The 24,931-nt window shown below is 60.1% G+C and carries 20 protein-coding genes and 1 riboswitch; of the genes, 7 read left to right on the top strand and 13 right to left on the bottom strand.

Features of this window, described 5'->3' with window-relative positions; all coding sequences use genetic code 11:
- The first annotated feature begins 19 nt into the window (after positions 1-19).
- Positions 20-922: a transporter substrate-binding domain-containing protein gene (locus tag ACZRMS_RS05800; protein WP_463994491.1), complete on the top strand. Its 903-nt coding sequence runs from the start codon at positions 20-22 to the stop codon at positions 920-922.
- A gap of 86 nt (positions 923-1,008) precedes the next feature.
- Here ACZRMS_RS05800 and ACZRMS_RS05795 read toward each other — a convergent pair whose 3' ends face one another.
- From ACZRMS_RS05795 to ACZRMS_RS05785, 3 genes are all read right to left on the bottom strand, one after another.
- The gene (locus ACZRMS_RS05795; RefSeq protein ID WP_463994490.1) at positions 1,009-1,356 is read right to left on the bottom strand and encodes a DUF6124 family protein; all 348 of its coding nucleotides are present in this window, start codon (positions 1,354-1,356) and stop codon (positions 1,009-1,011) included.
- 457 nt (positions 1,357-1,813) lie between these two features.
- Positions 1,814-2,533: a 16S rRNA (uracil(1498)-N(3))-methyltransferase gene (locus ACZRMS_RS05790; protein ID WP_463994489.1), complete on the bottom strand. Its 720-nt coding sequence runs from the start codon at positions 2,531-2,533 to the stop codon at positions 1,814-1,816.
- Positions 2,534-2,680: 147 nt separating this feature from the next.
- Complete coding sequence (locus tag ACZRMS_RS05785; RefSeq protein ID WP_463994488.1) at positions 2,681-4,087, bottom strand: adenosylmethionine--8-amino-7-oxononanoate transaminase; 1,407 nt, start codon at positions 4,085-4,087, stop codon at positions 2,681-2,683.
- A 277-nt stretch (positions 4,088-4,364) separates the two neighbouring features.
- On the opposite strand from ACZRMS_RS05785, the gene ACZRMS_RS05780 reads away from it, so the two are divergent.
- Together ACZRMS_RS05780 and ACZRMS_RS05775 are read left to right on the top strand one after the other, a co-directional pair.
- Positions 4,365-4,916 carry a cytochrome b gene (locus tag ACZRMS_RS05780; protein WP_463994487.1) on the top strand — a complete coding sequence of 184 codons (552 nt, stop codon included), beginning with the start codon at positions 4,365-4,367 and terminating at the stop codon, positions 4,914-4,916.
- Between the two features lie 32 nt (positions 4,917-4,948).
- Entirely contained in the window at positions 4,949-5,524 is a 576-nt protein-coding gene (locus ACZRMS_RS05775; protein WP_048361234.1) for a YceI family protein, read from the top strand.
- A 134-nt stretch (positions 5,525-5,658) separates the two neighbouring features.
- Here the strand turns inward: ACZRMS_RS05775 and ACZRMS_RS05770 are convergent, their stop codons facing one another.
- From ACZRMS_RS05770 to ahcY, 3 genes are all read right to left on the bottom strand, one after another.
- Positions 5,659-7,518 carry a DEAD/DEAH box helicase gene (locus ACZRMS_RS05770; protein ID WP_463994486.1) on the bottom strand — a complete coding sequence of 620 codons (1,860 nt, stop codon included), beginning with the start codon at positions 7,516-7,518 and terminating at the stop codon, positions 5,659-5,661.
- A 385-nt stretch (positions 7,519-7,903) separates the two neighbouring features.
- Positions 7,904-8,749 (bottom strand): methylenetetrahydrofolate reductase [NAD(P)H], encoded by an 846-nt coding sequence (gene metF / locus ACZRMS_RS05765; protein ID WP_463994485.1) that lies wholly within the window; start codon positions 8,747-8,749, stop codon positions 7,904-7,906.
- Between the two features lie 102 nt (positions 8,750-8,851).
- Positions 8,852-10,261, bottom strand: coding sequence for an adenosylhomocysteinase (gene ahcY, locus ACZRMS_RS05760; RefSeq protein WP_048361237.1), 1,410 nt, complete (start codon positions 10,259-10,261; stop codon positions 8,852-8,854).
- Between the two features lie 22 nt (positions 10,262-10,283).
- Positions 10,284-10,390, bottom strand: a riboswitch (S-adenosyl-L-homocysteine riboswitch).
- Positions 10,391-10,585: 195 nt separating this feature from the next.
- Here ahcY and ACZRMS_RS05755 point away from each other — a divergent pair.
- Both ACZRMS_RS05755 and ACZRMS_RS05750 read left to right on the top strand, forming a co-directional pair.
- Positions 10,586-10,987, top strand: a complete 402-nt coding sequence (locus ACZRMS_RS05755; protein ID WP_019409147.1) for an acyl-CoA thioesterase — start codon at positions 10,586-10,588, stop codon at positions 10,985-10,987.
- A 162-nt stretch (positions 10,988-11,149) separates the two neighbouring features.
- Positions 11,150-11,998, top strand: coding sequence for a formate/nitrite transporter family protein (locus ACZRMS_RS05750; RefSeq protein WP_463994484.1), 849 nt, complete (start codon positions 11,150-11,152; stop codon positions 11,996-11,998).
- Positions 11,999-12,008: 10 nt separating this feature from the next.
- Here ACZRMS_RS05750 and trhA read toward each other — a convergent pair whose 3' ends face one another.
- The 7 genes from trhA to pilG all read right to left on the bottom strand — a co-directional run bounded on the left by trhA (position 12,009) and on the right by pilG (position 22,661).
- Complete coding sequence (trhA, locus tag ACZRMS_RS05745) at positions 12,009-12,626, bottom strand: PAQR family membrane homeostasis protein TrhA (RefSeq protein WP_463994483.1); 618 nt, start codon at positions 12,624-12,626, stop codon at positions 12,009-12,011.
- A gap of 156 nt (positions 12,627-12,782) precedes the next feature.
- Positions 12,783-13,238 (bottom strand): chemotaxis protein CheW, encoded by a 456-nt coding sequence (locus ACZRMS_RS05740; protein ID WP_463994482.1) that lies wholly within the window; start codon positions 13,236-13,238, stop codon positions 12,783-12,785.
- The gene (locus tag ACZRMS_RS05735; RefSeq protein WP_463994481.1) at positions 13,231-19,146 is read right to left on the bottom strand and encodes an Hpt domain-containing protein; all 5,916 of its coding nucleotides are present in this window, start codon (positions 19,144-19,146) and stop codon (positions 13,231-13,233) included. Before ACZRMS_RS05735 ends, ACZRMS_RS05740 begins: the two co-directional genes overlap by 8 nt.
- A 27-nt stretch (positions 19,147-19,173) precedes the next feature.
- The gene (locus tag ACZRMS_RS05730; protein WP_463994480.1) at positions 19,174-21,231 is read right to left on the bottom strand and encodes a methyl-accepting chemotaxis protein; all 2,058 of its coding nucleotides are present in this window, start codon (positions 21,229-21,231) and stop codon (positions 19,174-19,176) included.
- A 53-nt stretch (positions 21,232-21,284) separates the two neighbouring features.
- Complete coding sequence (locus tag ACZRMS_RS05725; protein ID WP_463994479.1) at positions 21,285-21,824, bottom strand: chemotaxis protein CheW; 540 nt, start codon at positions 21,822-21,824, stop codon at positions 21,285-21,287.
- A 10-nt stretch (positions 21,825-21,834) separates the two neighbouring features.
- Positions 21,835-22,212 (bottom strand): twitching motility response regulator PilH, encoded by a 378-nt coding sequence (gene pilH / locus ACZRMS_RS05720; RefSeq protein WP_463994478.1) that lies wholly within the window; start codon positions 22,210-22,212, stop codon positions 21,835-21,837.
- Positions 22,213-22,253: 41 nt separating this feature from the next.
- The gene (gene pilG / locus ACZRMS_RS05715) at positions 22,254-22,661 is read right to left on the bottom strand and encodes a twitching motility response regulator PilG (protein ID WP_048361246.1); all 408 of its coding nucleotides are present in this window, start codon (positions 22,659-22,661) and stop codon (positions 22,254-22,256) included.
- Positions 22,662-22,907: 246 nt separating this feature from the next.
- Between pilG and gshB the strand changes: the two genes are divergently transcribed.
- Both gshB and ACZRMS_RS05705 read left to right on the top strand, forming a co-directional pair.
- Entirely contained in the window at positions 22,908-23,861 is a 954-nt protein-coding gene (gene gshB, locus ACZRMS_RS05710; RefSeq protein ID WP_463994477.1) for a glutathione synthase, read from the top strand.
- Between the two features lie 76 nt (positions 23,862-23,937).
- Entirely contained in the window at positions 23,938-24,837 is a 900-nt protein-coding gene (locus ACZRMS_RS05705; protein ID WP_463994476.1) for an energy transducer TonB, read from the top strand.
- The last annotated feature ends 94 nt before the right edge of the window (positions 24,838-24,931 follow it).

The following is a 24,931-nucleotide window of genomic DNA, read 5'->3' as shown; positions in this document are numbered from 1 at the left end:
TTTTAGGGGGAAAAACAAAATGAAAAAACTCACCTTGATCAGTTGCACCCTGGGCCTGTTGATCAGCCATACCGTGCACGCCAATGAGGCCCCACTGCAGGGCACACTCAAGAAAATCGCCGATTCCGGGAGTATTACCCTGGGTTATCGCGATGCCTCGGTGCCGTTTTCTTATGTCGGTGATAACAGCGGTAAGCCGATGGGCTATTCGGTGGACCTGGCGAACAAAATCGTCGAACGCATCCAGCATCAAGTGGGCGACAAGCCGTTGAAGGTCAAATACAACCTTGTGACCTCTCAAACCCGCATCCCGCTGGTGCAAAACGGTACGGTTGACCTGGAATGCGGCTCAACCGGCGTAACGGCCGAGCGGCAAAAGCAGGTGGCATTTTCATATGGGTTCATTTACGTCAAAGGCCAGTTACTGACCGCCAAAGACAGCGGCATCAAAGGCTTCGATGACTTGCGCGAAAAAAACGTAGTCACCACGGCGGGTACCACCAACGAGCGCTTTATCAAGAGCTACAGCGCCGACCACAAGATGGGCATGAACGTGATCAGCGCCAAAGACCACGGCGAAGCATTCAAGATGCTCGAAACCGGCCGCGCCGTAGCCTTCTACATGGACGACGCGCTGCTTTACGGCGAACGCGCCAAGGCCCGTGATCCGCACAAATGGGTGGTTGTAGGGGATGAGCAATCCCGGGAAATCTACAGCTGCATGGTGCGCAAAGATGACCCGCAGTTCCTGGCAGTGGTCAACAAGACCCTGGCTGACCTGTATCAGTCCGCAGAAATCACCGGCATCTACCAGCGCTGGTTCGAGCAACCAATCCCGCCCAACGGCCTGAACCTGGAGTTTCCGATGACTGCCGAGCTGAAGAAAATCATCGCCTCGCCGGTGAGTGATCCGGTGGAGTAAGGGCGTCAAAAAAAGTCGTCCGTTACACCCTCACCTTCAAACCAGCTGTCCCAAGACGCGCCTGCTGCACTCAGGCGCGTGCTGCTTCAGTGCGTTGCCAGCGTGTCCAGCGACTTGTCGACATAACCCTTGGCCAGCTCCACCAAGTGCATGACCGACAACACCAAATCGCGCGCAGGCCCGCTCAAGCCATTCCCCGCCTCATTCGCGCAGGCACCCGCACAGCGCAACAAGTCTGACGCCTCGGCCAAAGCCGCTTCTGAATTGACACAGTCCGGGATGGCCAGCATGGCCGTGCCTATGGGGCGATGAGGCTTATGGTTTTGCAGGTAGTAATTGAGCGCACGTTCGACGGCGGCACGGTCCAGCAACGGGTCGTGACTGTCAGCAGCATCGAGGGGTAAAGCAGGGGGATCGGGGGTGATTTTTTTCATGCTCAGCTCCAAGCTCATTTAGGGAGCTACCACCATGTCGCGACTAAACGAATGGGTGGCAGCCGTACGCAGGTTAGTCGACCGGTGAGCTCGGAAACCGGCGCGCCCGAAGGCGCCCTGCGCACGGCCACCATAAAGCGGGGCCGAAAAAAAGCGCCTCACTAAGGTGGCGCCTTGCGCCTTGCTCATAAACCGGGCGACTAAACCCGACCGCTGTTTTGCAGCGATCGGCCGAGACTATTCCCCGATTTGAACAGGCGCAAGCGAGCGGAATCTTCTCGGATGTTTCACGAGAATGAAAGAGAAACGTCGTACGAAACGACTGAAATTGGAAGCCACGCCTTTTGTGGGAGCGGGCTTGCTCGCGATGCAGGTGCCGCGGTTTATCTGGATAACCGCGTCGATCAAATCGCGAGCAAGCCCGCTCCCACAAAAGCAAAAAAGGGGTGAGGCTGACTTAGAAATCACCCCATAACTGCTGCGCCACGGCCAGGGCCACAACCGGGGCGGTTTCGGTGCGCAACACCCGCGGGCCAAGGCGCGCTGGCTGGTAGCCGGCTGCCTGGGCCTGGTCGACTTCGTTATCGGTCAGGCCGCCTTCGGGGCCGATCAAGAACGCCAGGCGCGCAGGTTTCTCGTGGCTGGCCAAGGGTTCTGACACCGGGTGCAATACCAGCTTCAAATCCGCTTCGGTGGTTTTGATCCAGTCGCCGAGCAACACCGGCGGATGAATCACCGGTACCCGTGAACGGCCGCATTGCTCGCAGGCGCTGATCGCCACCTGGCGCCAGTGAGCCAGTCGCTTGTCGGCGCGCTCGTCCTTGAGCCGCACTTCGCAGCGCTCGCTCATGATCGGCGTGATTTCAGTCACCCCCAGCTCGGTAGCCTTTTGAATCGCCCAGTCCATGCGCTCGCCACGGGACAGGCCCTGGCCCAAGTGGATGGCCAATGGCGACTCGATTTGCCCGGCGAAGGTTTCGTCCAGCAACACACGTACGCGTTTTTTGCCGACTTCCAGCAAGCGCCCCTGAAACTCGTAACCCGAGCCGTCGAACACTTGCAGGGCATCGCCCTCCGACATGCGCAGCACGCGGCCAATGTAATGCGCCTGAGCCTCAGGCAATTCATGTTCACCAAGACTCAAGGGGGCGTCGATAAAGAAGCGGGACAATCTCATGTAAGTTCTCTGAAAGTTCGAATGCTGATCACACGTCACTGTGGGAGCGAGCATGCTCGCGATGGCATCACCACGGTTCATCTTAAAACCGCGTCGTCTGCATCACGAGCAGGCTCGCTCCCACAGGAGATTCAGGGTGTGCCCGGTTTAACCCGGGTCGCGGAAGTCCGGATGAAAGTTCGACGGTACGGCCACGCTGATAGTGTTGCGGGTCGCAATGTCGATCCCTTCACTGGCCACTTCGGCCAAAAAGTCGATCTGCTCCGGGGTAATCACGTAAGGCGGCAAGAAATACACCACGCTGCCCAGCGGACGCAACAGCGCACCACGCTCCAGTGCATGCTGGAAGACTTTCAGCCCTCGGCGTTCCTGCCATGGGTAAGCGGTTTTGCTGGCTTTGTCCTGGACCATTTCGATGGCCAAAACCATACCGGTCTGGCGCACTTCGGATACATGGGGATGGTCAACCAAATGCGCGGTCGCACTGGCCATGCGCTGGGCCAGGGCCTTGTTGTTCTCGATCACGTTGTCTTCTTCGAAGATATCCAACGTCGCCAGGGCTGCCGCACACGCCAGCGGATTGCCTGTGTAGCTGTGGGAATGCAGGAAGGCGCGCAAGGTCGGGTAGTCGTCGTAGAACGCGCTGTACACCTCATCGGTGGTCACGCAGGCAGCCAACGGCAAGTAGCCACCGGTTAACGCCTTGGACAGGCACAGAAAGTCCGGGGTAATACCGGCCTGCTCACAGGCAAACATGGTGCCGGTGCGGCCAAAGCCCACCGCAATTTCGTCGAGGATCAGGTGCACGCCGTAACGGTCACAGGCTTCACGCAGCAACGTGAGGTACACCGGGTGATACATGCGCATGCCGCCCGCGCCCTGGATCAGCGGTTCGACGATGACTGCCGCGACGGTGTCGTGGTTCTCGGCCAGGGTCTGCTCCATGGCCAGAAACATCGTGCGCGAGTGCTCTTCCCAGCTCACGCCCTCAGGCCGCAGGTAGCAATCGGGGCTCGGTACCTTGATGGTGTCGAGCAGCAAGGCCTTGTAGGTCTCGGTGAACAACGGCACGTCACCCACCGACATCGCCGCCATGGTTTCGCCGTGGTAGCTGTTGGTCAGGGTCACAAAGCGTTTTTTGTCCGGCTGGCCGCGATTTAGCCAGTAGTGAAAGCTCATCTTCAGCGAGACTTCGATGCACGACGAACCGTTATCGGCGTAGAAACAGCGGGTCAGGCCTTCAGGCGTCATCTTCACCAGACGCTCGGACAGCTCAATCACCGGCTGATGGCTGAACCCGGCAAGAATCACGTGCTCCAGCTGGTCGACCTGATCCTTGATGCGCTGGTTGATACGCGGGTTGCAGTGGCCAAACACATTGACCCACCAGGAGCTCACCGCATCCAGGTAACGCTTGCCTTCGAAGTCTTCCAACCACACGCCTTCGCCGCGCTTGATCGGGATCAACGGCAGCTGCTCGTGATCTTTCATTTGGGTGCAGGGGTGCCATAACACGGCAAGGTCGCGCTGCATCCATTGATTATTCAGGCCCATTTCCACTCTCCTGGCGCTGGCTCCCGGCGTGTGCGGGCAAACAATCGCGCAAGCCTAAGCAATGCGCGACCGTGTAACAACACATTACGATTTCAGGTATTGAACTTAAAGACGCTGGTCGGCCTGCAGGAGCGACATTAAATCTTGTTAACGCTTGCTTAATATCGGCCTCACAGGCTACAGATCGTATTTATCGATACCTTGCAGCAAAAAAATGCGCTTTCAATCGATAGGTAAACCATTAGTCTTAGGCTCAAGTTCCTACAGGATGTTGGCAATGCAGCTACGTAACTCTTCTTCCCGATATGGAGCGGTCAGCATTTTCATGCATTGGACCGTTGCCTTGGCGGTGTTCGGCTTGTTCGGCCTGGGTTTGTGGATGGTAGGTCTGGACTATTACAGCCCATGGCGCAAAGAAGCGCCCGACCTGCATAAAAGCATTGGTCTGACGCTGCTCGCCGTGATGTTGTTACGGGTTGTATGGATCTGGTTCAGCCCGGCCCCGCCGGCACTGGCCAGCTACAGCCGGGCGACGCGTATCGGCGCCAAACTCGGCCATGGCTTTTTGTACCTGGGCTTGTTTGCCGTAATGATCGCCGGCTACCTTATCTCCACTGCCGAAGGCGTGGGCATCCCGGTATTCGGCCTGTTTGAAGTGCCTGCACTGATTTCCAACCTGCCGGACCAGGCCGATGTGGCCGGTGTCGTGCATCTGTGGCTGGCCTGGGCCGTGGTGGTATTTGCCGGCCTGCATGGCCTGATCGCTTTGAAACACCACTTTATAGATCGTGATGCGACCCTGGCTCGTATGCTGGGGCGCAAAGCCTGATGTCCAACCTCAACTCAAAAGGAATAGAAAATATGTTGAAAAAGACCCTCGCTGCGCTGGCTCTCGGTACTGCACTGCTGACCGCAGGTCAGGCCATGGCTGCTGACTACACCATCGACAAGGAAGGCCAGCACGCCTTTATCGACTGGAAAGTCAGCCACCTGGGCTTCAGCTTCATTCACGGTACTTTCAAGGACTGGAGCGGCACGTTCTCGTGGGATGCTGCCAAGCCTGCCGACAGCAAAATTGACGTCACCCTGAAAACCGCAAGCCTGTTCTCCAACCACGCAGAACGTGACAAGCATATCGCCAGCAAAGATTTCCTGGACGTGAGCAAGTACCCGGAAGCGACCTTCAAGTCGACCAAGGTTGTACCGACTGGCGAGAAAACAGCTGACGTAACAGGCGACCTGACCCTGCACGGCGTGACCAAGCCAGTGACGTTCAAGGCAACGTTCAACGGCGAAGGCAAGGACCCGTGGGGTGGCGAACGCGCTGGCTTCAACGCGACCACGTCTGTGAACCTGAACGACTTCGGCATCAAGAGCCCGGGCGCAGACCAGACGCTGACCCTGGACATCTCGCTGGAAGGCGTGAAGGCCAAGTAATAGCGCTTTTATACGGCTAAAAAAAACGCCCCGGCTTGCGAGAGCCGGGGCGTTTTTTGTGCGCGAATCAAAAGCCCCTCACCCCCAGCCCTCCCCCAAAGGGAGTGCGTGGGGTGAGGGGCTTTTGACTTGACTCAGCGGTTACGAGTCAACAGCGCAGGCTTTTCGCCACGAGGACGGTTCGGCAGTTGATCGAGCTGCTCAGGTGTCGGGAAGCGATCGCTTTTCGACTCCTTGTGCATGATCTTCGGCTGATTCTCACGTGGGCCTTTAACCGCTGGCTCTTGACGGGCATCGTCACGGGCCGGGCGGTTGTCGCGACGGGCTTGACCGTCACGCGGGGCGCCGCTACGTGGGCCACTGCGCTTGGCTGGCGGGGTGCCAGTGCTGGCGCCGGTGCCAGTACGCGGGGCATTTTGACGGCCACCGGTACGGGCGGCTGGCGCTGTGCCAGTGCCAGTGCCGGTTGCCGGAGCACCCGGGCGGCGACCACGGCCCTGGTTGTTCTTGTTCTGGTACGGGCTGACGTAATCAGCGCGGTTACCAAAGTTATCCACATCGTCATCGCGGAACTCGTCCGGCGCGCGGTTGGCATTGGCCTCCGAGCGAGGTGCTGGCTGACGCTGTTCGCGGGCAGGCTGAGCTTCGCGTGGCTTTTGCTCACGAGCAGGACGCTCGCTGCGAGCAGCCGCCGGCTTCTCTTTGCTCTTTTCCTTGCCTTTGTCTTTACGACCGCCGCCACCGCCCGGGTTACCCGGACCGTCGCCGCGTGGGCCGCGTGGCGGGTTGCGCGGGTTACGCACATCCGGACGCTCGCGCACTTCAGGCTTTTCGGCCTCGACGGTGCTGGAGTCAAAACCCATCAGGTCGCCATCGGCGATTTTCTGCTTGGTCATGCGCTCGATGCTTTTCAGCAGTTTTTCTTCGTCCGGAGCTACCAGCGAGATCGCCTCGCCCGAACGACCGGCACGGCCAGTACGGCCGATACGGTGAACGTAGTCTTCATCGACGTTTGGCAGCTCGAAGTTGACCACGTGCGGCAGCTGATCGATATCCAGACCGCGAGCGGCGATGTCGGTAGCTACCAGGATACGTACGGCACCGGCCTTGAAGTCGGCCAGGGCTTTGGTCCGTGCGTTCTGGCTCTTGTTACCGTGGATGGCCACAGCGCTGAGGCCGTGCTTGTCCAGGTATTCGGCCAGACGGTTGGCGCCGTGTTTGGTGCGGGTGAACACCAGCACCTGTTCCCAGGCGCCTGCGGTGATCAAATGCGCCAACAGGGCACGCTTGTGCGTGGCCGGCAGACGGAAAACGCGCTGTTCGATACGCTCTACCGTGGTGTTCGGCGGCGTAACTTCGATGCGTTCCGGGTTGCGCAGCAGCTTGCCGGCCAGATCGGTGATGTCCTTGGAGAACGTCGCCGAAAACAGCAGGTTTTGACGCTTGGACGGCAGACGGGCGAGAACTTTCTTCACGTCGTGAACGAAGCCCATGTCGAGCATCCGGTCGGCTTCATCGAGCACCAGGATTTCAACGTGGGACAGGTCAACACTGCCTTGACCGGCCAGATCGAGCAAACGACCCGGGCAGGCAACCAGTACGTCAACACCGCGAGCCAGGGCTTGAACCTGCGGGTTGGTGCCAACACCGCCGAAAACACAGGCGCTGACGAACTTCAAGTCGCGGGCATAGAGCTTGAAGCTCTCGTGCACCTGGGCGGCCAGTTCGCGAGTCGGGGTCAGGACCAGGACGCGTGGCTGGCGTGGGCCGTGACGCTGGGATTTGTCCGGGTGGCCGTTGGGGAACAGCTTTTCCAGAATCGGAAGAGCGAAGCCGCCGGTTTTACCAGTACCTGTCTGAGCCGCAACCATCAGGTCGCGACCTTGCAACACGGCGGGAATGGCCCGCTGTTGCACCGGAGTAGGCTCGGTATAGCCCGCAGCTTCAATGGCGCGGACTAAAGCCTCGGAGAGACCGAGGGAAGCAAAGGACATGAGAAATCCTGTTCTAGTTAGGGCTTGGCCCAAAGGGATAGTCTTGCCTGGCGTGAATGGCGTTTAAGGTGACGCAATCCCGTCCGGTCCTGCTCCAGTCCACAAGGCTCATTCGCACCGCTCGCGCGGGCAAGAGCTGCGCAGTAGCGGGGTTGAGTGACTTGTACAAGGACGAGCGGCCGGGCGTAAGCCTGGCGGAAAGGCCGGAGTATAACAGAGCAATCACGGCGCGCCGATTTCATGCTGCCCAACGGCTAATGGTGGTGGTGTACAACTGTGGGAACGGGCTTGCTCGCGATGCAGCCGACGCGGGCCACCAGATAGATCGCGTCGATACAATCGCGAGCAAGCCCGCTCCCACAGAGAGAGGCGTTGCAACTATGTTTTACCGCGGCAGCTTGAGGTTGTTCCAGATCGCCAGGCTCGGATCGGCCTGGTTGAGGGTATAGAAGTGCAACCCTGGGGCGCCGCCGTCCAGCAGGCGTGCGCACATTTCGCTGATCACCTGTTCGCCAAACGCCTGGATGCTCTGCGTATCGTCGCCGTAGGCTTCAAGTTGCTTGCGAATCCAGCGCGGGATTTCGGCGCCGCAGGCGTCAGAGAAACGCGCCAGCTTGCTGTAGTTGGTGATCGGCATGATGCCCGGCACGACAGGGATCATCACGCCCGCAGCTTCCACGCGCTCGACAAAACGGAAGTAACTGTCGGCGTTGAAGAAATACTGGGTGATCGCACTGTCGGCGCCCGCGTTGGCTTTACGCACGAAGTTGTTGATATCGTCTTCGAAGTTGCGCGCTTGCGGGTGCATCTCCGGGTAAGCCGCCACTTCGATATGGAAGTGATCGCCGGTTTCTTCACGAATGAAGCTCACCAGGTCATTGGCGTAGCGCAACTCGCCGCTGGCCATGCCCATACCCGAAGGCAGGTCGCCACGCAGTGCAACAATGCGCTTGATGCCCGCGGCCTTGTACTGGGCCAGCAGGCCGCGCAAATCGGCCTTGCTGTCACCCACGCACGACAAATGCGGAGCGGCAGGCACTTTTACTTCGCTCTCCAGCTGCAGCACGGTATTGATCGTGCGGTCGCGGGTCGAGCCACCGGCACCATAGGTGCAGGAGAAAAAATCCGGGTTGTAGGTCGCCAGTTGGCGAGCCGTGTTCATCAGTTTTTCATGTCCAGCATCGGTCTTGGTCGGGAAGAACTCGAAGCTGAAACGACGGTCTTGAGACATGGGAATACCCTTGCGTACGCGAAGGGGGGTTATGGCGCCCCCTGACGCTGAACTCTCACACAAAAAAAAGGCGGTCAGTGCAAGCCTGACCGCCTTTTTTAATCAGTAGCGGTAAGCGTCTGGCTTGAACGGGCCTTCGACGGTCACACCGATGTAGTCGGCCTGAGTCTTGGTCAGTTGCGTCACAACGCCACCGAAGCCGCGAACCATTTCCAGGGCCACTTCTTCGTCCAGCTTCTTCGGCAGAACTTCTACAGTCAGGCGCTCGGCTTGCAGCTCGGCCGGCAGGTCAGCGTACTTCTGCGCGAACAGGAAGATCTGAGCCAGAACCTGGTTGGCGAACGAACCGTCCATGATGCGGCTTGGGTGACCTGTGGCGTTGCCCAGGTTAACCAGACGGCCTTCGGCCAGCAGGATCAGGTAGTCGTCGTTCTGTGGGTCGAATTCGCCCAGGCCAGTACGGTGAACCTTGTGAACCTGTGGCTTCACTTCTTCCCATGCCCAGTTCTTGCGCATGAAAGCTGTGTCGATTTCGTTGTCGAAGTGGCCGATGTTGCACACTACAGCGCGTTTTTTCAGCGCAGCCAGCATGTTTTTGTCGCACACATTGACGTTACCGGTGGTGGTCACGATCAGGTCGATCTTGCCCAGCAGTGCCGCGTCGATGCTGGCAGCGGTACCGTCGTTCTGGCCGTTGATGAACGGCGAAACCACTTCATAACCGTCCATGCACGCTTGCATGGCGCAGATCGGGTCGATTTCCGACACTTTAACGATCATGCCTTCCTGACGCAGGGACTGGGCCGAGCCCTTGCCCACGTCACCGTAGCCGATGACCAGCGCTTGCTTGCCGGACAGCAGGTGGTCGGTACCACGCTTGATGGCATCGTTCAGGCTATGGCGGCAGCCGTACTTGTTGTCGTTTTTGCTTTTGGTGACCGAGTCGTTCACGTTGATCGCAGGGATCATCAGCTCGCCTTTGGCCAGCATGTCCAGCAGACGGTGTACGCCGGTGGTGGTTTCTTCAGTCACGCCGTGGATCTTTTTCAGCATGGCCGGGTATTTCTTGTGCAGCAGCTCGGTCAGGTCGCCGCCGTCGTCGAGGATCATGTTGGCGTCCCAAGGCTCGCCATCTTTGAGGATGGTCTGCTCAAGGCACCACTCGTACTCTTCTTCGGTCTCGCCTTTCCAGGCGAAAACCGCGATGCCGGCAGCAGCGATCGCGGCAGCAGCCTGATCCTGAGTCGAGAAGATGTTGCACGAGGACCAACGCACTTCGGCACCCAGGGCAACCAGGGTTTCGATCAGTACGGCAGTCTGGATGGTCATGTGGATGCAGCCCAGAATCTTCGCGCCCTTGAGCGGTTGTTCTGCGGCATAACGGCGACGCAGACCCATCAGGGCCGGCATTTCGGACTCGGCGATGAACGTTTCGCGACGGCCCCATGGGGCGAGGGACATATCAGCGACTTTATAGTCGGTAAAACCTGCAGGCGTGTTTACAGCGCTCATCAAGAGCCTCCATTCGTTTAATCGCGAATGGGCGCCGTTGTGCGTTTAGTGCCTGAACAGGGAGCCCTGAACAAACAACGCCCCATCCGAGCCTGACAGGTTGAACCTGCTGCAGCGCCCCTCGGACAGGTGGCGGGAACGGTACCGGGTAAAAATGACCGTTTTGAAGCGGGGGTGATTATAGCCATCCGCGCCGATGTTCCCAAGGATTTATCCACGGCATTTTAATTTGCTTAATCGAGACCATAGTCGAAGCTTGATAGAGCTCTGGGCCGTGGTCTGACATCATGGCCGGCATCTAAGGCAAGACGGTCAGGAGCGAATATGAATTTTCACACCCGCAAATGGGTTAAACCCGAAGACCTCAATCCCAACGGCACCCTGTTCGGTGGCAGCCTGCTGCGCTGGATCGACGAAGAAGCCGCGATCTACGCCATCGTCCAGCTGGGCAACCAGCGCGTGGTCACCAAATACATCTCCGAAATCAACTTTGTCAGCGCCTCACGCCAGGGCGACATCATCGAGCTGGGCATCACCGCCACCGAATTCGGCCGCACCTCGATCACCCTGACCTGCGAAGTGCGCAACAAGATCACCCGCAAAAGCATCCTGACCGTCGACAAAATGGTCTTCGTCAATCTGGGCGAAGACGGCCTGCCGGCGCCGCACGGGCGCACTGAAATCAAGTACGTCAAAGATCAGTTCGACGATGAAAAGAAAGACTGAATAACCCCCCCGGGCTTTGTGGGAGCCGGCTTGCCGGCGAATGCATGACCAAGGTCTCTCTGGCCGTTTGCATCGCTGGCAAGCCAACTCCCACAGGCATGAGTGAACAGCTGGCCCCCGCGCGTGTCGTACGCTTACACACGCCAACGGTCATGACACCTCATGGACACCCAAAACAGCGGCAAAACCCCCAACCTGTCGGCTGAAGAAAAGCACGACGTCACCAAAAACCAGCCTCCGCGCGCAGCGGTCCTGCACGAAATCATTCGTTTGCAGGGTGATCAGGAGCTGGAGCGCAGCATCGCCGCCCTGTTCTGGTCGGCACTGGCCGCCGGGCTCACGATGGGCCTGTCGCTTATGGCCATGGGGTTGCTCAACTCGCGCCTGCCCAGCGGCGAAGCCTTCAAGGTCATCGCCAGCTTCGGCTACTGCGCCGGCTTTTTGGCCGTCATCCTCTCCCGCCAGCAATTGTTCACCGAAAATACCCTGACTGCCGTACTGCCGATCATGAGCAAACCCACGCTGAGCAATTTCGGGCGTCTGCTCCGATTGTGGGCTGTGGTGCTGGTGGGCAACCTGATAGGCACCTTGCTGGTGGCTTATGTGATGTTGCACTTGCCGATTTTCGACACCCAGACCGACAAGGCTTTCCTGGAAATAGGGCACAAGGTCATGGAGAACGACGTCAGTCAGATGTTTTCCAAGGGCATCATCTCGGGCTGGATGATCGCGACGATGGTGTGGATGATCCCGTCCATGGAGAGCGCCAAGATGTGGATCATCATCCTCATCACCTACCTGATGGCGCTGGGCGACTTCACCCACATCGTGGTCGGTACGGCCGAAGTGTCGTATCTGGTGTTTGCCGGCGAGCTGCCATGGAAAGACTTCTGGCTGATATTTGCCGGCCCGACCCTGGCCGGCAATATCATCGGTGGCAGCTTTATCTTTGCCCTGATCAGTCATGCGCAGATTCGCAGTGACACCAAAAAACCCAAGCCGCAAGCTTAGTTGCCCTGAGTCAGATCACGTAACGCGCGATGGCCACAAAATGCAGCAGGCTGCCTGTAATCACGAACAGGTGCCAAATGCCGTGGGCATGGCGCAGGCGGTGATCCAGGGCAAAAAAGATGATCCCCACGGTGTACATCACTCCGCCCGTGGCCAGCCATATAAAGCCGGCGGTGCCCAGCGCCGCCAGCAACGGCTTGACGGCCACCAGCACGATCCAGCCCATCACCGCGTAAATCACGATCGACAGAATGCGCGCCTCGGAGCGGGGCTTGATCTCCTGCAGCATGCCGATCACCGCCATGCCCCACACAATCCCGAACAGCGACCAGCCCCAGGCTCCATGCAGGGTAACCAGGCAAAACGGCGTGTAACTGCCGGCGATCAGCAGGTAAATCGACAGATGATCGAACTTCTGCATGATCACCTTCGAGCGCCCGCGCACGCTGTGGTAGACGGTTGAAACGCTGTACAACAACACCAGCGTGACGCCATAAATCGCGACGCTCACAATCTTCTGCGGGCTGCCATCGAGGCACGCCATCACCAGCAACCAAATACTGCCCACTGCTGCCGCAATCGCACCCACCAGATGGGTCCAGGCATTGAGCTTTTCACCGTGATACATGTGCAACATCCTCAAGAACTGATTGTGCGACCGTGTCACTTTGATACGAGATAAGGGTCAAGGTTGCGAACTTAAAGGGCAATGCTGCATTCGTCGAAAACCAGCCTTGCACAGGCTCGCTCCCACATGTTTTGTGCCGCTCAGACGCGTCAGCGGCTACAAGGCGCTCTCACCGCGCACCAACCGCTCCAGCGCCAGCAAGTCCGGGATCTTTGCCACGTGATCCCCCACCTGCACCGCCGCACGCTCCAGCGGGCATAGCGGTACGTCGACAAAGCTCAATTGGCTGTCCACTTTGTAGGAACGCGGAATGCCCTGCACCACCATGGCGATGAATTTGAGTTCAGGGTCGCCGCTCAGGGTATTGAGGATGACGATGCGCGCCCGCTCGCCTATCACCAGCGGGCTGCCACACGCCGCTTCGAAGCTGATCAGCGGCAGTCGGTGCTCGCGCCAGGTGATCTGGCGCAGGTGCCAGGGCGGGGAGTCGCTGCTGGGTTCGCCGCGCTGCCAGCCGATCAGTTCGGCAATGGCGACGTTGGGCAGCAGCAGGTAGCGATCCGCAAGCGGTAACAGCAGGCCGGTCAGGCTGCCCACGCGATGGTCAAGCATGAAAGTTGCTCCAGTAGGCGATGCGTTCCAGCAGCACCGACTCTTGGTACGGCTTGCCCAGGTAATCGTTGACGCCAATCGCCATCGCCCGGTTCTGGTGTTTTTGCCCAGTGCGCGAGGTGATCATGATGATCGGCAAGTCTTTGAGGCGCGGGTTGTTGCGCACGCGGGTGGCGACTTCGAAGCCATCCATGCGCGGCATTTCAATGTCCAGCAGCATCAGGTCAGGGGTGTGTTCTTCCAGCACGCTCATGGCATCCACCCCGTCCTTGGCCGTGATGACGTTCATGCCGTTGCGTTCCAGCAGCCGGCTGGTGACTTTGCGCACCGTGACCGAGTCGTCGACCACCAGCACCAGCGGCGGGCGTACCGCCGGGGTGAACTCCAGCGCCCCGACCGCTTCGTGATGGGCCCGCTGTAGCGGCTGACGCGCCTGATGGGCGCGAATGTAGGCCAGCAGATCGAGGATCAGCACCACCCGGCCATCCCCCAGAATGGTCGCACCCGACAAACCTTGCACCCCGGTGAATTGCGGGCCGAGGCTTTTGACCACGATTTCACGCGAGCCCGCCAAGGCGTCGACTTGCAACGCCACGCGCTGATCCTGGCAATGCACCAGCAACACCGGCAACGAATGGCTTTCGCCCACAAGCTTGGGTTTGCCCACGGTTTGCAACAGCTCGCCCAGGTAACGCAATTCGTAGGTTTGCCCGCCGTAGTGATACAGCGGCGGGTTGAGCTGGTAATAGCCTTCCAGCTCATTGGGCATCACACGCACGATGCCTTCGACGGTATCGAGCGCGATGGCGTATTGCTCGTCGGCGCATTGCACCATCAACGCGCGGTTGAGCGAGACACTGAACGGCAGGCGAATCTGAAAGTGCACGCCCTGCCCGACCACCGAGTCGATGGTCATGCTACCGCCCAGCTGGCGCACTTCTTCGTGAACCACGTCCATGCCGACGCCGCGCCCGGAGATCTGGGTGATTTTTTCTGCGGTGGAGAACCCCGGCTGCAGGATGAACTGCAGCACCTCGCGGTCGCTGGCCGGCGCATCGGGGTCCAGCAGGCCGCGCAAAATGGCTTTGCGGCGCACGGCTTCAAGGGGCACTCCGGCGCCATCGTCGCGCATGTCGAACACCACGTCGCCGCCTTCATGCGACAGCTCCAGGCTGATCAGCCCGCGCTCCGGCTTGCCACTGTCCTGGCGGATGCCGGCAGGCTCGAGGCCGTGATCGACGGCGTTGCGCAACATGTGTTCCAACGGCGCAACCATGCGCTCCAGAACGTTGCGGTCGATTTCGGCTTCGGCATTGATCACGCTGAACTCAACCTGCTTGCCCAGTTCGCTGGCCACCTGGCGCACGACCCGTTTGAGGCGCGGCAACACGCGCTCGAACGGCACCATGCGCGTGCCCATCAGGCCTTCTTGCAACTGGGTGTTCACCCGGGCCTGTTTTTGCAGCAGGCCATGGGCGTCCTGGGTACGTGCCGCCAGTGTGGCCTTGAGGTCGAGCAAGTCCGAGGCCGATTCAAACAGGGCACGGGACAGTTGTTGCAGCAGGGAATGGTGGTCCATTTCCAGCGGGTCGAATTCGTCATAGGCCACACCGTCGGCTTCGATGTGCGGGCGGCTGTGCAGGCGGCCCTGGGTTTCGCTGTCGAGACGGCGCAGTTGGTCCTGCATCCGTTCAAGCGTGGTCTGCATTTCGTTAAGCGCCACCTGACCATCGTTGACCTGCTGCTCGATGCGACCACGGATGATCGAGGCCTCACCTGCCAGGTTGACCAGATCTTCCAGCAGCTCTGCCGGCACCTTGAGGGTGTCCAGTCCGGTGCGCTCACCTTCGGCCAATTGCCCGCCAGCAGGCTCGGGCTTGTGCGGCGCAGGTGGCGGGCTGGTCGCAGTCTCCTGCCGGGAGCTGCGTTCAATCTGGCGGATCCGCTCGATCAGTGTTTGGGGCGAGGGCAGCGGCTGACCGCTGCGCAGCGCATCAAACATTTGCGCAAGCTGGTCATGGCAGCGCTGCAACAACACAAACAGATCGGCACTGGGTGCCAGAAACCCTACGGAGATGTCTTCGAAGAGAGTTTCAAGTTCGTGGGCCAAGTCACCAATGGCGGCGACCTCAACCATGCGGGCACCGCCTTTGAGGGTGTGCAGGTCACGCAGCAGGTTTTCGACCTCAAGGTGGTTCTGCGGGTCGGCTTGCCAGCGCAACAGGGCAGCCCCCGAGCTTTCGAGGATATCGAAGGCTTCATCGAGGAAGATGTCCTGCAGCTCCCGGTCGCCACCGCTTTGCGCACCCTCGGGCTCGGCCGCGCTGCTGCTCGGCTCGGCAGGCGAATGGCTATAAAGACGGAACCCGCGGATGGCCTCGATCAGTTCGTAAGGCTCGCGCAAGGGTTGCTGGTGTTCCAGTTGCTCAAGCATCACCGCCAGTTGCGCATGGCTGCGCTCAAGCAAGCGGCCCAGGGCCGGGCTCTCGTTCAGGCGCCGGTCCAGCAGGCCTTCGTATAGATGTTCCAGTTCATGGGCGAGCTCGGCAATCGGCTCGATCCCGGCCATGCGCGCCCCCCCCTTGAGGGTGTGCAAGTCGCGCTGCAAGGAAGACAACGACGCCAGGCTGTCAGGAGCGCTCAACCAGTGCTGCAGGCTCTGCCCGGCACTTTCGAGAATATCCACCGCCTCTTCGAGGAAAATTTCGACGATCTCTTCGTCGAACTCATCGTCCTGCCCGGCTCCCAGTTGCTCGGTGGCGGCGCCCAGTTCAGTGATGTCCAGGGTCTGGCCGCCATCTCGGCGAATCAGCCCCGTGGCATCGGGGGCCAGCCCTTCATGCAGCAGCGCGTGCAACGTCTGGATCAGCTCCGGTTGAGGGATGATTTCCTGCCCCGCCGCCAGTTGGTCAAGCATGTTGATCAGCCCTTCGTGGGCGTCATCGGCAGCCTGAAAAAAACGTTCACTGACCGCCAGGCTGCTTTCTTCAACTGCGCCATACAGGTCAAGCAAGGCTTCGCACAGCGCATCAATGGGCTGCAAGTCCAGCAGGTGCGCGGACTCGGCCAAGGTGGTCAACTCGTTCAGCAGGGTGTCGAGCCCGTCGCGCTGATGGGGGTTCTGCTGCCAGTTTTTCAGCAGGTCTTCGGCATCAAACAGGATGTCCATGCTCTGGGCCAGAAACTCGCTGATGCGCTGTGGATCGCGCTTGGCCACCCAGTGGCTTGCAGGCGCATTGAGCAAGGCTTCCAGCCGCCTGGCGATCAGTTGCTCAGTGCGTTCAATCAAGGAACGGGCACCGTGGATTTCGGCCAGCGGGTCAAGGTCCAGTTGCTTGAGACCACGATGCAGCAGGCCGTCGGCCTCCAGCAGCAACGCAATCTCATCCTGCCCCAAGGCAATGTGATGGGCCTTGTATTCACGCACCAGGTGATCCATCGGTGCGGCCAGTTCGGCCATGCGCACCACACCCGCCATGTGCGCACTGCCTTTGAGGGTGTGCATCGCCAGCTGTAGATCATCACTGGCGTACAACGGCAGTTGCCCGCGGGCCTGATCCAGAAAGCGGTCAAGACGCTCAAGGTGGGCTTGCGCTTCCTGTCGGAAGATATCCAGCAACTGCGGGTCGAAGCTGCTGGCGTCCTGGGCGAGCAGCAGCGGTTGCGGCTCACCCCGGGACAGGTGATGGGCCCGCGCGGCCAGCTGGTCGACGTCTTCACGCTGACGCTGGCTTTGCTCGGCAAACGCCTGGATCAGCTCCGGCAACATCACCAGCGTGTTTTCCAGCAGTTGATAGATCTGTGGCCCCGGTGCCACGCTGCCTTCGATCACCCGGTTCAACAGGTTCTCCACCGCCCATGCCAGTTCGGCCAGGACCAGGGCCCGCACCATGCGCCCGCTGCCCTTGAGGGTGTGGAAGCCGCGCCGCAGCTGCGACAGCGCGGCGCTGTCCGCCGGGTTGGCGACCCATTGCGGCAAGAAATCGTGCAACGTGATCAGTACTTCATCGGTCTCTTCCAGAAAGACTTCCAGCAACTCTTCATCCAGCGGCTCTTCATCCACCGGCGGCGGCAGCAGGCTGGTGGGCATGTGTTGCGCAGGCGGGTTGAGCGCCGACAGCGGGCTGGCCAGTGCCTGGGCCAGGCTTTGCGCAATCCGCGGGTCGTCGGGCGGCATGTCCCCCCGCGCTGCGGGCCCGGGCACGTCCTCGAACAACGGCGCAGCAAGCCTTGCCGGGGCGTACCCCAGTTCGGTGAGGCAGCCTTGAGCCCGATCCAGCACCCGCTCGCCCGCAGCTCCGGGGTCCTGGGCCAGACGTTCCAGGTAATACTCGATGCTGATCAGCGCTTCGGCCAGATGATCCATTTGCTGCTCGGTGGGGCTGTCCGGTCCCTGCAGCACGTGCTCGCACAGATAGTCATGACAGGCTTGCAGCATGCTGGCGGCGCGGCTCAGCGGGATCATCGCCAATGCACCGCGGATTTGCGTCAGCAGCCCGGGCACGGACTGCAAGTGCTGGCGGTCATGGTCCGCCGCCAGGTAGTCGGTGATCAGGTCTCTGACTTCTTCCAGGCCAATCCGCGACTCCTTGATCACCAACTGATGGATTTGCATCAGGTCGGTGGTGGGCAAGCGGCTCTCTTCGCGCTGCGAAGGCTCAACGCTGCCGACCATGCCCGCCAGAGTGGCTTCGACGTAGAGCAAGGCGGCCGCGACGTCCATCAGCACGGCGTCGGAGGGTTCACGCTGGCCCTGGGCCAGGCTCTGAACCACCGCCAGCTGGTCGATGATGACTTTGCGCGGCTGACCAAAACCCAGCACGGCCAGGGTGTCGGCGATCTGGCGCAGGGGCGCCATCAGGCTGCTCAGCTCCGAGACGTGCGAGCGGTCGCTGCGCACAAACAGGTCAAGGCGCTCCTTGACCCGCACCAGCTCTTCGCACAATGCCGCCACCACTGAGCGCATCGCATCGCGGTCAGGGCCGGCCAGCCGCGCCCGCTCTTCATCGACCATCGCCGCATCAGGCATGGCTTCGTCCAGCTCGTAGTGGTTTTTCAACGCGAGCATTTTCGAGGTCGGGTGCTCGGCCTTGGCGATGTAAAACAGCAGGCTGGTGAGCAGTTCTTCGGGCGCGGGCTGGTTGACAGCCACCATGCCCTGCTCCAGCAGGCGCTTGAGTTCTTTGTCGGATTTTTTCAGCAGACTGCGCAGGGCCGGGCTGTTGGGCACCCGGCCTTTGAGCATGCCGTCCACCAGCGCTGCGGCGATTTTCCACAAGGCGTTGAGCGGCGAACCCTGGCACAGGGTTTGAAGCTGCGCGAACACACCGGCCATCTGCTCCAGGTTGGCCTGTACCGCCTCCCCGCGGCGCAAACCCAGAAACGCGGCCTGCAAGCTGTGGCGCAGCGTGCGCAACTGACGCGGCAATTCAGCCGGCGCCAACCGGGCCAGCTCGGCCGCGTCCAGAGCAGGCAACACCTGCAAGGGCGGGCTGAACAGGCTGGTTTCCGAGAGCAGTGCTTCGCCACGGGCGGTACGCAAATCGTTGAGCAACGGCAACACTACCAATGGCCAGTCCCGCCGGGCGCTGTGCACACGGTCCAGGTACAAGGGCAATTGGCTGAAGGCTTGATGCAATAAGCGCAGAGCTTCATCAAGCTGGCTGACGCGGCCCTGCTGCAGGGCAATCACCAGTTGCTCCATCTCTTCGGCCAGCAAGGCGGCACCGTAGAATTCGACCATCAGCAAGCTGCCATGCACTTGGTGAATGCATGCCAGGCACTGAGCCAGCGTGTCGGCAGATGGCTGCTGCGCGTAGGCGTCCAGCGCCAGGGTGGCCTGTTTCAAGGTGTGGGCAATTTCGCCTTTAACCCACTCAAGGGCCACATAGTCGTGCCGGTCAACCATAACGACTCCAGTCAGAATTGCGCAGCACTACTTTGGCCCCCGATCTTTTGACGGGGCGGGCAAGGTGAAGCCCGACACGGAGCGCCGCAGCTGGCTGGCCATTTTGGCCAGGTTGCCAATGCTGTCGGCGGTCGCGGTGGAGCCGGACGAGGTTTGATTGGTGATTTGCTGAATCACGTTCATGGTCAAGGAAATCTGCGCGGCCGAGGTGGTCTGCTGTTGCGCCGCATTGGAGATGCTTTGAATCAGATCGGCGAGGTTTTGCGACACGCCTTCGATCTCTTCCAGCGCCACACCGGCGTCATGGGCCAGGCGGGCACCGCGCACCACTTCGCTGGTGGTTTGCTCCATGGAAATCACCGCCTCGTTGGTGTCGGCCTGAATCGCCCGCACCAGGGTTTCTATCTGGCGCGTTGCCGCTGACGAACGCTCGGCCAGGCGCTGCACTTCGTCGGCCACCACGGCAAACCCGCGCCCGGCATCCCCGGCCATCGAGGCCTGAATTGCCGCGTTGAGGGCAAGAATATTGGTTTGGTCAGCAATGTCATCAATCAGGCTGACAATGTCGCCGATTTCCTGGGAAGACTCACCCAAACGCTTAATCCGCTTGGCCGTGTCCTGGATCTGCTCACGAATGTTGTCCATGCCATGAATGGTGTTGTGCACCACTTCGTTGCCTTTGTTGGCAATGGCCACGGAGCGCTCGGCCACCGCCGAAGATTCGGAGGCGTTGGCCGACACCTGGTCGATGGAGTGGGCCATTTGCTGGATCGCCCCCGACGCCTCGGCGATTTGCTGGGCCTGATGTTCTGAGGCCTCGGCCAGCTGCATGGCGGTGGCCTGGGTTTCTTGCACGGCTGCTGCCACCTGGCCCGCCGTGAGGTTGATGGTCGCCACCAGCTCGCGCAACTGGTCGATGGAGTAATTGATCGAGTCGGCGATGGCCCCCGTGAAGTCCTCCGTCACCGAGGCGGTCACGGTCAGGTCGCCGTCGGCGAGGTCGGCAATCTCGTCCAGCAAACGCATGATCGCTGTCTGGTTGCGCTCGTTCTTTTCGGCGGTTTCGCGCAGTTGCCGATTGGTTTCACGCACCATCACCAAGCCGATCAGGATGATCGAAGCCAGGGCCAGCAGGCCCAAGACGTAACCGCCAATGATGTCGAGCGAACGCCCGGTGGCAAGGTTTTCAAAGCTGTTGGCCAGGCTCGACGCCTCGTCGAGCAGGGTTTGCGACAGGCTGAAAATATTATTCGCGGCTTCGCGCACGTGGAACAGCTGCGGCGAGGTTTCGAGGATTTCATCCACCGACCCGGAGACAAACTGGAACAGCTCCGAAATCTCCTGCAGGCGAGCGCGAGCGTCCTTGTCTTCGACCTGAGAAATTCTCAGCCCGACGCTACCCTCCAGCATGCCGTTAAGCACTTGCCCGAAGCGGTTGGCATCCCGCCCGAAGGCTCCGGCCGCCTGGGCGGCATTTTCGTCGCCGGCCAGCACCGTATTGACCGCACCCAATATCCGCTCGGCCAACAATGACTGACGTTGGGCCAACGCCACCTGGCTGGCGGGTGCGCCACGCTGCAGGAGGATCTCGACGACTTTTTCGTATTCGACCTGCAACTGCGGCACGGTCTCGGCCAGCGTCGCGGCCACCTGATGCAGCGACAGTACGGTTTGCTCGCTGGCCAAGATGGCATTGACGTTGTTCAGCAGCAGCTCCCAGTCCCGCTGGACTGCCTGCATTTCCTTGTGCACGGCAGGGGGCGCGGGGGGCAGGCCGGTGACCGGATCGCCTTTTTTCAGATAACCCCAGCGCTGGCTGAAATCGTTGCGCGCATCAATCAACAGCTTGAACGCGGCGGCTTTACCGGCGGCAGCTTCAGTGGCGTTCTTGGCGATGCGCTGGGACAAGACGCGCAACTCACCCGCGTGGCTGATGTATTGCTTGTCGTAGTTGGACTGGGTGTTGAGGTAAGCAAAGTTGGCGAACAACAGCATGATGAACACGATCAGGGCGATAAAAAGCACGATGATCTGCGAACGACTGCGCGACCCTTCCATTGGTTTAGCGGTATTGGCTGTGGTCATCGATCAGGTCCTGAGATCCCGTTTTAAAGCTGAAGGCAAACAGCGTTGCCGGTTCACACTGCCACCGCCCAGAACTGCGGCGCCTGGGCCAGGGCAAACGGGCTGAACACCCACCAGGGGTGCTCTCCGGCAAAATGGCCCTGCACATAGGGCTCAAACATGGGGTGGGGCAATGCCTGCGTGCCAGTCTTGAGGTCGGCGTGGGCAAAGTGCTGCATGCCCTGCACTTCATCGACCTGCAACCCGACAAACACGTCTTTGTATTCCAGCACCAGCACCCGGCGCTGCTTGCGCAAGGGCGACAGCTCAACCCCGAAAAAGCCGCACAGGTCCATGATCGGCAGCAGTTGCCCGCGCAGATTGGCCACGCCCTTGACCCAGGGTTTCACTCCTGGCAACAAGGTGAACCGCGGTTCATGGAGGATTTCGGCAATTTCGCCCATCGGCGCCACAAAACAATGCTCGCCGATCCGAAAGCCGATACCGCTCCAGGTATCGAGCTGCGTTGGCGCAGGCGCCAGGCCCGCCGCCAGCGAGCGACAGCGCTGGTCGATTTCAAGCAGCAGTTCGAAGGCAGTCAGAGAGCCTGGCATAGGGTGGCCGTCATTTTGGAGGGTTTTCTTCCAGGACTTTCTTCACCTTCAGGATCAGTTTTTCTTCGTCCACCGGCTTGGTCAGATAGCCCTTGGCACCCTGGCGCTGTGCCCAGACCATGTCGGTTTCCTGGTCTTTGGTGGTCACAACGATCACCGGGATGTGGCTGGTTTCGGGGTCTTTGGTCAGTTGACGGGTGGCCTGAAAGCCATTGAGGCCCGGCATCACGATATCCATCAACACCACATCGGGTTTTTCCTGACGCGCCAGTGCGACGCCATCTGCGCCGTTTTCAGCCTTGAGTACTTCATGGCCGTGCTTTTCCAGCATGCCGGTCAATTTGTACATTTCGGTCGGCGAATCATCGACGATCAGAATGCGAGCCATGGTGTTCCCCATTTAAAAGATGATTGGCCGGCTGGCCGGGGTCATTGAGCAGTTTGTACGATATTGAAGGCTGGCACATGAGCCCTGATTGCGCTCAGCAGCTCATCGCGGCTGAAGGGCTTGGTCAAAAATTGATCAGAACCCACAATCCGCCCCTTGGCCTTGTCGAACAGGCCGTCCTTGGACGACAGCATGATCACGGGGGTCGATTTGAATGCCCGGTTGCTCTTGATCAGTGCGCAGGTCTGATAGCCATCCAGCCGCGGCATCATGATGTCGACAAAGATGATGTGTGGATGATGGTCGACAATCTTGGCCAGCGCATCGAAACCATCGATGGCGGTAATGACTTCGCAGCCCACGTTTTTCAGCAGTGTTTCGGCGGTGCGGCGAATGGTTTTTGAATCGTCAATCACCATCACCTTCAAGGCGCTGGAATGCTTTTCCATATGTGCTCTACCATCGCCACGGCGACCCATTTTGTTACAACTATGCGGCCTAAAACCCCAACGCCTTGATGGACAAGGGCTGCAAGTACTTGCGAGCCTTTTTAGCACAGTCACGACCTTCAATCTATCGGAGGGCCCCAGGCAGTCTGGAGCAGGTGGTTTTTCCTTGACCGGGGCCACACTCAGCGCCACTCTGGCGCCACTTTTCAAAGCCTTTGCGCCCACTATTTATTTGAGGAATTAGCCATGAGCGTTCGAGTCGGGATTGTCATGGACCCCATTGCGGGCATCTCCTATAAAAAGGATAGCTCGCTGGCCATGTTGCTGGCCGCCCAGGATCGCGGCTGGACCCTGTTCTATATGGAACAGCAGGACCTTTACCTGAATGAAGGCAAGGCCCGCGCACGGATGAAGCCGCTCAAGGTGTTCGCCAACCCGGAAAAATGGTTTGAGCTGGACGCCGAGACCGACACGGCCCTGAGCGATCTGGACGTGATCCTGATGCGCAAGGACCCGCCCTTCGACATGGAATTCGTGTACTCGACCTACTTGCTTGAGCAAGCCGAGCGCGATGGCGTGTTGATCGTCAACAAGCCCCAGAGCCTGCGTGACTGCAACGAAAAACTGTTCGCCACCCAATTCACCCAGTGCACGCCGCCGACGGTAGTCAGCCGCCGCGCGGACGTGTTGCGCGAATTCGCAGCCGAGCACGGCGACGTGATCCTCAAACCGCTGGACGGCATGGGCGGTACCTCAATTTTCCGTCACCGGGTGGGCGATCCGAACCTGTCAGTGATTCTCGAAACCCTGACCGCCAACGGCACCCAGCAAATCATGGCGCAAGGCTATTTGCCGGCGATCAAGGACGGCGACAAACGCATCCTGATGATCGACGGCGAGCCAGTTCCCTATTGCCTGGCCCGTATCCCGGCGGCTGGCGAAACACGCGGCAACCTGGCCGCCGGCGGTCGTGGCGAAGCCCGCCCGCTGAGCGACAAGGACCGCTGGATTGCCGCCCAGGTCGGCCCGACGCTGCGTGAAAAGGGCCTGCTGTTTGTTGGCCTGGACGTGATCGGCGAGCACCTGACTGAAATCAACGTCACCAGCCCGACCTGTATCCGTGAGATCGACAATGCGTTCGGTACCAATATCGGTGCCCTGCTGATGGACGCCATTGCTGCGAAGCTCGCCGCACGCTGATCGCAAGCTCCAGAAAACGACCAACATTGCGCTATCATGCGCAACCTGTGAAACCCGCGATGTTGGTCTTTTTGTCATGACACTCCCCAGCGACCTGCCCCCTGAGCTCAGCCATAAAGGCGTGCGCGCGGCCGATCGCCTGGGTTTTACCCTGTTTGTCGCAGCGCTGATTCATATCGCGGTGATAGTGGGCGTGGGGTTCAGCATGAGTGAACCCAAGCAGATCAGCAAAACCCTGGAGATCACCCTGTCGACCTTCAAAAGCGAAAAAGCCCCGGAAAAGGCGGACTTTCTAGCCAAGGATAACCAGCAGGGCAGCGGTACGCTGGACAAGAAAGCCGTGCCCAAGACCACTGAAATCGCGCCCTTTCAGGACAACACCGTAAAAAAGGTCACCCCGCCGCCTGCCGCCAGGCCCGAGCAGACCCAGGCCGCCCCAAAGGCCGCCGTGACCACGGTCGCACCAACCCCGAAAAAAGCCCCGAGCCAGCCGCATAAGGTCAAAACCGAAGCCGCGCCCAAGGCCAATATCCCGACGTTCGACAGCTCCCAGCTGTCCAGCGAGATTTCCAGCCTCGAAGCCGAACTGGCCAACGAGCAGCAGTTGTACGCCAAACGCCCGAAGATCTACCGCATGAGCGCGGCCTCGACCATGCGCGACAAAGGCGCCTGGTACAAAGAGGACTGGCGCAAGAAAATCGAGCGTATCGGCAACCTCAACTACCCCGAACAGGCACGCCGGGAAAAGATCTACGGCAAGCTGCGCCTGCTGGTGTCGATCAACCGCGACGGCTCGCTGCATGAAGTGCTGGTGCTCGAGTCCTCGGGGCAACCGCTGCTGGATCAGGCCGCGCAACGCATCGTGCGCCTGGCCGCCCCCTTTGCGCCCTTCACCGGCGACCTGTCAGATATCGACCGGCTGGAAATCATCCGCACCTGGAAATTCGCCCAGGGCGATCGGTTATCCAGTAACTGATACACAGGGCAGCTGTGGGAGCGGGCTTGCTCGCGATTGGAGCGCTGCGTTTTACCGTTAAACCGCGCCGCCTGTATCGCGAGCAAGCCCGCTC

This window comes from Pseudomonas sp. B424 (genome assembly GCF_055408345.1).
The sequence above is the reverse complement of the archived record's forward strand: the minus strand, read 5'-3'. Positions and strand labels throughout refer to the sequence as shown.